This window comes from Marinitenerispora sediminis, assembly GCF_003336425.1.
Taxonomy (GTDB): domain Bacteria; phylum Actinomycetota; class Actinomycetes; order Streptosporangiales; family Streptosporangiaceae; genus Marinitenerispora; species Marinitenerispora sediminis.
Map to the genome: position 1 here is coordinate 1 of NZ_QEIO01000213.1, position 6,721 is coordinate 6,721.

Annotated in this window: 6 protein-coding genes; 3 read left to right on the forward strand and 3 right to left on the reverse strand. The window is 74.9% G+C overall.

Annotated elements, in window-relative coordinates:
• The coding region (locus DEF28_RS24850; RefSeq protein WP_267900215.1) for an NUDIX hydrolase at nucleotides 1–597 on the forward strand (597 nt) is incomplete at its 5' end.
• A gap of 37 nt (nucleotides 598–634) precedes the next feature.
• Here the strand turns inward: DEF28_RS24850 and DEF28_RS24855 are convergent.
• The 3 genes from DEF28_RS24855 to DEF28_RS24865 all read right to left on the reverse strand — a co-directional run bounded on the left by DEF28_RS24855 (nucleotide 635) and on the right by DEF28_RS24865 (nucleotide 4,491).
• A complete protein-coding gene (locus DEF28_RS24855) occupies nucleotides 635–1,696 on the reverse strand; it encodes a tartrate dehydrogenase (protein ID WP_114400488.1) in 1,062 nt (353 codons plus the stop codon).
• A gap of 213 nt (nucleotides 1,697–1,909) precedes the next feature.
• Nucleotides 1,910–3,031 carry a Gfo/Idh/MocA family protein gene (locus DEF28_RS24860; RefSeq protein WP_114400489.1) on the reverse strand — a complete coding sequence of 374 codons (1,122 nt, stop codon included), beginning with the start codon at nucleotides 3,029–3,031 and terminating at the stop codon, nucleotides 1,910–1,912.
• Between the two features lie 125 nt (nucleotides 3,032–3,156).
• Nucleotides 3,157–4,491 (reverse strand): ROK family transcriptional regulator, encoded by a 1,335-nt coding sequence (locus DEF28_RS24865; protein WP_114400490.1) that lies wholly within the window; start codon nucleotides 4,489–4,491, stop codon nucleotides 3,157–3,159.
• 221 nt (nucleotides 4,492–4,712) lie between these two features.
• Between DEF28_RS24865 and DEF28_RS24870 the strand changes: the two genes are divergently transcribed.
• Nucleotides 4,713–5,780 (forward strand): Gfo/Idh/MocA family protein, encoded by a 1,068-nt coding sequence (locus DEF28_RS24870; protein ID WP_258862697.1) that lies wholly within the window; start codon nucleotides 4,713–4,715, stop codon nucleotides 5,778–5,780.
• A 2-nt stretch (nucleotides 5,781–5,782) separates the two neighbouring features.
• Nucleotides 5,783–6,703 carry a sugar phosphate isomerase/epimerase family protein gene (locus DEF28_RS24875; RefSeq protein WP_114400492.1) on the forward strand — a complete coding sequence of 307 codons (921 nt, stop codon included), beginning with the start codon at nucleotides 5,783–5,785 and terminating at the stop codon, nucleotides 6,701–6,703.
• Nucleotides 6,704–6,721: the final 18 nt, after the last annotated feature.

Here is a 6,721-nt window from a genome sequence, read left to right on the forward strand (position 1 = left end):
GCGGCGACGGCGGCCGAACGCGACCGCGCCCGCGCCGCCCCGCGCCCCCGTGGTGCACTCGGCGGCGCGAGGATGCCGGCGATGGACGGGTGGCGGAGGAGCGGAGGTGCCCCGCTCCGCGACGCGCGCGGCAACGAACTGGTCGGCTTCCACCGGGCCCCGGCGGGCGGGATCGCGGGGGTCGTCGGTGGCGGCGCGCCGCCGCTCGCCCTCATGGCGGCCGTCTTCCGGGGCGCGGTGCTGCTCGTGTTCGACCGCGGGCGCGGTCAGTGGGAGCTGCCCGGCGGCCGGATCGAGCCGGGCGAGAGCCCGCGGCGGGCCGCGCACCGGGAGCTGCGCGAGGAGGCCGGCCGACGGACCGGGCCCGCCCACCTCGCGGGGATGGCGGAGTTCGACCTGGCGACGCCGGTCCCGGGCGTCCGCCGCCGGGAGTTCGCCGCCGTGTACCGGGCCCGGCTCCGGCGCGCGGGCGGCGGTTTCGTGCCCAACGCGGAGATCGCCGGCGTCACCCTGTGGCGGCCCGGCGACGAGCTGCCGGGGGCTTCGCCGCTGGACACCCGGATCGCGGGCCTGGCGCTGCGCACGGCCGCGCCGTGACGGGGGCGCGGGCCGGCGCACCGGCCCGCGGTCCGGGTCAGATGGCCGAGGCGATAGCGGCGCCCAGGTCGCTCGTGGCGGCCGTGCCGCCGAGGTCCGGGGTGAGGGGGGCGTCGCCGGAGCCCAGCACCGTCTCGATCGCCCGCATCACGTCGGCGGCCGCCTGCTCCTCCCCCAGGTGGTCGAGCATCATGGCGGCCGACCAGATCTGCCCGATCGGGTTGGCGATGCCCTTGCCCATGATGTCCGGGGCGCTGCCGTGCACCGGCTCGAACATCGACGGGTGCTCGCGCTCCGGGTTGATGTTGCCGGAGGGGGCGACCGCGATGGTCCCGGTGACGCCCGGGCCGAGGTCGGACAGGATGTCGCCGAACAGGTTGCTGCCCACCACGACGTCGAAGCGCTGCGGCGACATGACGAAGCGGGCGCACAGGATGTCGATGTGGTACTGGTCCGCCTCGATGCCGGGGTACTCCGCCGCGATCGCGCGGAAGCGCTCGTCCCAGTAGGGCATGGAGTGGAAGATGCCGTTGGACTTGGTCGCCGACGTGACGTGGGAGCGGCCGAGCCGGCGCGCGAAGTCGAACGCGTAGCGCAGGATGCGGTCGGTGCCGCGCCGGGTGAACGCCGCGACCTGGAGCACCATCTCCGACGGCGTCCCCTCCGCCTGCCGGCCGCCGAGCTGGGAGTACTCCCCCTCGGTGTTCTCGCGGACCACCCAGAAGTCGATGTCCCCGGGCCCGACGTCGCGCAGCGGCGGGGTGATCCCGGGCAGCAGCCGGACCGGGCGGAGGTTGACGTACTGGTCGAACTCCCGACGGATCGGGATGAGCAGCCCCCACAGCGACACGTGGTCGGGCACGCCGGGCGCGCCCACCGCGCCGAGCAGGATGGCGTCGTGGTCGCGCAGCTGGTCGATACCGTCCTCGGGCATCATCCGGCCGGTCCTCTTGTAGGTCTCGCAGCTCCAGTCGAAGTGCCGCAGCCCGAAGCGGATGCCGTGCCGGGCGCCCACCGCCTCCAGCACCCGCAGCGCCTCGGGCATGACCTCCGTGCCGATGCCGTCCCCCGGGATGACCGCGATGTCGTGGTGTCTCACGCGAACCTCTCTGCCGTGCCTGCGGTGTCGCCGTGCCGCCGGCGCGCCGGCGGCACGGACCGCCCGGGCCCCTGCCGGGCTGCGGCCATTCAACGTCGGCGGGCGACCCCGCGTCCAACAGCGCGCGCCTATCGGCCAGCGGCGCTCCGATAGAGGCGGCCTATCGCGGGCCCGCCCGGGAACGTGTGGTCCGGGCGGGGCCATCCGGCGGGCTCAGCCGGCGAGCGGCACCACCCCGCGCACCGGTGCCGGGCGTTGCGTGCTGCTCATGATGTCGGCGACGCCGTCGGCGAGGGTGGCGTCCTGCAGCCGCTCCAGCACGTCGAGGACGTGGAGGGCGAGCCCGGCCGAGGCGCGGTGCGCGTCGCCGGCGAGGTGGCCCACCAGGTCCTGGACGCCGAGGCCGCGGTAGATGCCGGCATCGCCGGTGTCCGGGCGGGACAGCGGCAGCACCGGGGGCAGTTGCGTCCACTCGTCGGCGGTCCGGCGCTTCAGCCGCACCGGGGCGTCGAAGTGGTTGGGGTCGGGGATCTGGAGGGTGCCCTCGGTGCCGTAGACCTCGATGTGCGGCAGGTCGGTGTCCCAGATGTCGAAGCTGTACACGGCCGTCGCCAGCACCCCGGAGGTGAACTGCAGGATCGACGTGGCGTGGGTGGCCACCTCGACGTCGATCCGCTCCACCCGCCGATCCGGCGCGGTGACCGGGATCTCCAGCTCGGCGTTCGCGGTGGCCCCGACCACCCGGGTGATCGGTCCGAGCAGGTTGACCAGGGCCGCGATGTGGTAGGGCCCCCAGTCCAGGACCGGGCCGCCGCCGGGCTTGAACAGGAAGGTGGGGTCCGGGTGCCAGGTCTGCGCCCGGGAGGAGCGGACGAAGGAGGTGGCCGCGAAGGGCCGGCCGATCAGGCCGGCGTCGACGGCGGCGCGGGCGGTCTGCGCAGCGGAGCCGAGGAAGGTGTCGGGAGCGCCGCCCAGGACGCGGCCGGTGCGCTCGGCGGTGGCGATGTTGCGCCGCGCGTCCCGGGTGGTGACCGCGAGCGGCTTCTCCACGTAGACGTGCTTGCCGGCCTCCAGGGCGGCGTCGGTGAGGGCGGCGTGCGCGGCGGGCGTGGTGATGTTGACGACGACGTCCACGCCGGGGTCGGCGAGCAGGTCGGCCGCGCTGCCCCATGCGGGGATGCCCCACTCCGCCGCGGCCGTGCGGGAGCGCTCCTCGTCGAGGTCGGCGACGCGGACCACGGTCAGGCCGGGCAGTGCGGCCAGGCCGCGGGCGTAGGCGGGGAAGACGGCTCCGGTTCCGATGATGCCGATCCGGGCGCTCGGAGAGGTGGTCATGGCTGTCTCCTCTGGGCGGCGGGGCCGCCCGTCGACCGACGGTGCGTGGACGAAACCGCCGTCGTGAGACAGGCCACATACAAACAGGAGGTCAACCGCGTGTCAATAGCCGGTGACGCGGGCGCTCAGCCGGCCGCGCCCGCCGCGGCCGCCGCCATCAGGTGGGAGATGCCGTCCGGGGAGAGGATGTGCTCGACCCCGAGCACGATGCCCCCGGTGACCCCGGCCGACGGCCCGAGCACGCTGGGGGCGAGCGTGAGGTGCCGGGTGGCCAGGGGCAGCGCCCGCCGGTAGACGACCCCGCGCACCCCGGCCAGCAGGTCGTCGCTGTCCTGGCTGACGGCGCCGCCCAGCACGATGCGCGCCGGGTTGTAGACGTGCACGAGGAGGGCGGTGATCTCGCCGATGGCGGCGGCCGACTCGCGGACCACCCGCACGGCCTCGGGGTCGCCGGCCCGCAGCAGTGCGCGCAGGTCGTCGATGTGGCGCGGCTCGCGCCGCTCCGGCGCCGCGGATCCGCGCGGGTCCCGGTGCGCGGACCCGGTCCCGGCGCGCCGCACCCGCTCCAGCATGGCGGCGGCCGAGGCGACGGCCTCCACGCAGCCGATGTTGCCGCAGCGGCACACCACGTCGTCGCCGCCGGGCACCCGGATGTGCCCGATGTCGCCGGCGGAGCCGTCCGCGCCCCGGTGCAGTTCGCCCGAGGCGGAGACCAGGCCGCCGCCGATGCCGGTCCCGATCTTGAGGAAGAGCAGCGGCAGCTCGCCGGGGTCGAGGCTGCGGGCCTCGCCGAGCGCCATGAGGTTGACGTCGTTGTCGACCAGCGCCGGGCAGCCGAACCGCTCGGACAGCACCGCGCCGAGCGGGTACTCGTCCCAGCCCGGCATGATCGGGGGGCGGACGGGCGTACCGGCGCGGACGTCCACCGGCCCGGGCACGCCGACCACCACGACGCCGACGGCCTCCGCCCCGTACCCCCGTGCCGCCAGCAGCCGGCGCAGCCGCTCGGTGACGACGTCGACGCAGTGCTCGGGGCCGCGTGCCACATCGAGGAGCAGCTCCTCCTCGGCCAGCACGGTCTGGGCGAGGTCGGCGACGGCCACCCGGGCGCGGCGGGCACCGAGCGCGGCGACCCCCACGACGGCGGCGCGCCGGTTGAGGGCGAGCCGCTGCGGTGGCCGCCCCCGGCCGCCGCGGGCGACCGTGCCGCCCTCGACGAGCACCCCGGCCGCGAGCAGCCGGTCGAGGTGGTCGCCGACGGTCGAGCGCGCCAGCCCGGTGGCGCTGCCGAGGTCGACGCGGCTCTCGGCGGATCCGGTGGCGATCAGCCGGGTCAGCAGGCTGTAGATGGTGCCGGGTCCGGAGCGGGGGTGGAGGCCGAGCAGGCTGAGCCGCGGCCGGGGGGCCGGTCCGGAGGCGGCGGCAACCGAGGGGGCGACGGCCCGGTGCGCTGCTGTCACGCGCGTCAAATTACCAGAATTATGCCGGAAACAAGCTTAAATCAGCCTCTTGTTGCCATAAAAAGGCTGATTTACTCTGGGCGCTGGACGAAACCGGCGTTGTGCAGATCACATCCCCCACGTCAGAAAGGGGCTCGGTCATCGCCTCCCCACCGCGAACTCCTTCCCCGGGGACGCCCGCCCCGGGCGTCCCCGGACGACCCGGCGGACGCGGCGCCGCCATCGTCGGAACCGGGATGATCGGCACGGTCCACCGCCGGTCGGCCCTCGCCGCCGGAGCCGCCGTCACCGGTGTACTCGCCTCGACCCCCGAACGCTCGCGTGAGCAGGCCGCGCGGTGGCACACCCGCGGCTACGGGTCGCTGGACGAGGTACTCGCCGACGAGGCGGTGGACGTCGTGCACATCTGCACGCCCAACGCCACGCACGCCGACTTCGCGGCGCGCGCGCTCGCCGCCGGCAAGCACGTCGTCTGCGAGAAGCCGCTCGCCACCTCGGTCGCCGACGCCGAACGCCTCGCCGCGCTCGCCCGGGAGACCGGCCTGGTGGCGACCGTCCCGTTCGTCTACCGCTACCACCCGCTGGTCCGGGAGATCCGGGCCCGGCGGATCGCCGGCGAGTTCGGCGACTGGCACCTCATGCACGGCAGCTACCTGCAGGACTGGATGCTGTCGCCGGCGGCCACCGACTGGCGGGTGGACCCGGACGCCGGCGGCGCGTCCCGCGCGTTCGCCGACATCGGGTCGCACTGGTGCGACCTGGTCGAGTGGACCAGCGGCGAGCGCTTCCACCGGCTGGTGGCCGAGATGTCCACGTCGGTACCTGAGCGCCCCGCGGCGCCCGGCGCCGACGCCGCCGCGGTACGCACCGAGGACTCCGCCGGACTCGTCCTGCGGACCGCGTCGGGGGTGCTCGCCAGCGCGGTCGTCTCCCAGGTGGCGGCCGGGCGCAAGAACCGGCTGTGGTTCGAGCTCGACGGCGCCCGGGCCAGCGCGGTCTTCGACCAGGAGAACCCCGAGAGCGTCTGGATCGGGGCGCCGGACGAGGCGCGCGTGCTCTTCCGCGACCCGCAGACCGGCTCCGCGGAGCAGCGCCGGCTCTCCGTGCTGCCGCCCGGCCACCCGCAGGGCTACGCCCAGTGCTTCGACGCGTTCGTCGCCGACACCTACGCCGCCATCGACGGCGCCGCCCCCGAGGGGCTGCCCACCTTCGAGGACGGCCTGCGCGCCACCCGGGTCGTGGCCGCGGCCATCCGGTCCGCCAGCACCGCCACGTGGACGGAGATCTGATCATGAAACTCGGCATGTTGACCGCGTGCCTGCCCGGCTGGCCGCTGGCGCGTATCGCCGCCTGGGCCGCCGAGAACGGCTACCAGGCGCTGGAGGTCGCCGTCTGGCCGGACGCCGGCGGGCGCGACTTCGTGGCCAGCCACCTCCCGGTGGCCGACTTCGGCCCGCGCGAGGTGGACCGGACCCGGGAGCTGTTCGACCGGCACGGCCTGGAGCTCTCCGCGTTCGCCTACTACGAGAACAACCTGCACCCGGATCCGGAGCGCCGCGCCGGGATCCGCGCCCACCTCAAGCACGCGATCGACGCCGCCCAGGCGCTCGGGGTGCCGTACGTGGGCACGTTCGTCGGACGGGACTGGACCCGGCCGGTGGCGGAGAACCTCCGGGAGGCCGAGCGGATCCTCCCGGAACTGGTGGAGTACGCCGGCGAGCGCAATGTGCGGATCATCGTCGAGAACTGCGTCATGGAGGGCTGGCACCCCGACGGCTACCCGGGCAACCTGGCGTACTCGCCGGAGCTGTGGGAGTGGATGTTCTCCCTCGGCCTGTACCTCAACTACGACCCCTCCCACCTGGTGTGGATCGGGATCGACCCGGTGGAGGTCATCGCGCCGTACGCGGAGCGGATCGTGCACGCCCAGGCCAAGGACGTCGAACTGGACCCGCGGGCCCGCAACCGCTTCGGGCACTTCGGCCCGGCGACCGACCGGACCGACCCCTGGGGCATGGGCTGGTGGCGGTACCGCGTCCCGGGCCTCGGGCAGGTCTCCTGGACGAACGTCGTCGACCGGCTGTACGAGCACGGCTTCACCGGCACGCTCTCCGTCGAGCACGAGGACCCCGTGTGGGGCGGCGACGACGAGCGCGTCACCCAGGGACTGCGGATCGCGCACCGCACCCTGCGCCCGCTCATCCTCGACTGACTCGCGCCGGGGCCGCGC